Below are 1,731 nucleotides of genomic sequence, written 5' to 3' on the forward strand. Positions count from 1 at the left end.
TCAGAAGTTGCTGCTGAAGTACCATCAAAATATGCCGATAAGTTTACAGTAGTGGGAGATTTGATGGCGGAGGTAACCAGTAATATAGATTTACCAACAACAGAGGAAAATATTGTTGAGTATATTGGGTTATTGCCTGGGTCGAAACCTACCAAGTTATCTTTGGGCGTACCTTTAACTTTAGCGATCGCTCAACATCTTCACAAAATACGCCCGCAAACGAGATTTATTATTCCAGTTGCTCCTACTCTGGAATTATCTACTTTAGCCAGTTTTGCCGACTCTCGAAAAAATCCGGCAGTTCAAAAAATGGGTGGTGTTAAGGCAAAATTATTAATTCCTCCAAACTCTGAGACAGAAAATCCTAAATTGGTGACACCTACAGGTCTAGAGGTGGAATTAATAACGCGCACTCCTGCTTACGATCTACTTTCCCAATGCCGTCTTTGCTTGACCACAGTTGGTGCTAATACTGCTGAGTTGGGTTCGTTGGCAATACCGATGATTGTATTATTACCCACCCAACAACTTGATATTATGAGAGCTTGGGATGGTTTGCCTGGGTTGTTAGCAAATTTACCGGGGGTAGGAGCTGCTTTTGCTGCCGGAATTAATTGGTTAGTGTTGCGCAAGGGACAACTGTTTGCTTGGCCGAATATTTGGGCAAAACAAGAAATTGTGCCGGAGTTAGTAGGGAAACTGACACCAGAAACAGTAGCAGAATTGGTATTAGATTTTTTGAGTCATCCAGAAAAATTAGCAGAAATGCGCGATCGCCTTAGAAGTGTTAGAGGTCAACCGGGAGCAGCACAAAAGTTGGCTGAAATTGTGTTATCGTTGCTATAGCACTACGCGCTAGGGAATAGGGAACAGGGAACAGGGAACAGGGAACAGGGAATAGCAAATTGTAAAAAGGTTTTAGGATTGACAAATGTCCTAACAAATTCTTGTAGTGCTATATAGCAGGGAAGAGGGAAGAAAGAAATTTTGACATAATTACTAAATCTTCTCGGAGATTAGCTATACTTTTTCACCATCTACGTCATATTGCTTTTGAAGACTATCGTTTTTTGGTAGTGGTACATTGTAATGGTATAGACAGTGGGAGCATCTTGCTCCCTTTCTAAGTTTTGCTTGTCTCCACTTAATAATTACAGCACTTTTGAGAAAGCATGAGGTACAGTTTAATACTATTCCCTATTCCCTAAACTCGTAAAACTTTGTACCTCATCAACTCAAAAACTGCTGTCATATAAAATCCGGACAGTAATCACAAAATTACTTTATCTTAATACAGGTGTTTTATTGAATACGAATTTAAAAATTAATGCTATTCAAATCCTTTCTTTCTCCTGACTCCTGACTCAGTCCTCCTGACTCCTCAGCAATTTGTTTTGGTTGCCGAAATTTATAAACGTCCTGAATAACCTGCACCCAACCATCCGTAAAAGCCTCAATAAGGCGATCGCCTTTTTCTTTCGTTGCCACTTTGGCATCACCCAACACCCCACTACAACTTAACTCCTGCGTTAACCAAGCAAAAGGCAACTGCCCCTCCATACTTAACATACTGTCTTCTGGCAAATCTTGAGGATATTCTGTTACTGCCTTATCCATTTTTACCATATCCGGCAAGATTGACAACATCATACTGGTTTCCCCATCTCCTGCATGAATTCCCAATTCCATTTCCTTTGGCGTAAACAATTCTTTGCTAGGGTGAGGTATGCG

At 40.6% G+C, this 1,731-nt stretch carries 1 protein-coding gene and 1 pseudogene; one reads left to right on the plus strand and one right to left on the minus strand.

All coding sequences use genetic code 11. From position 1 onward, the window contains the following. Positions 1-846, plus strand: a pseudogene (locus F6K13_RS31815) (lipid-A-disaccharide synthase); the annotation flags it as partial. A 471-nt stretch (positions 847-1,317) separates the two neighbouring features. Here F6K13_RS31815 and F6K13_RS31820 read toward each other — a convergent pair. Continuing rightward, positions 1,318-1,731 (minus strand): creatininase family protein (locus F6K13_RS31820; protein WP_287289683.1); only part of this gene is annotated, 414 nt, incomplete at its 5' end.

The sequence above is a fragment of the Okeania sp. SIO2B9 genome, assembly GCF_010672505.1.
GTDB lineage: Bacteria > Cyanobacteriota > Cyanobacteriia > Cyanobacteriales > Microcoleaceae > Okeania > Okeania hirsuta.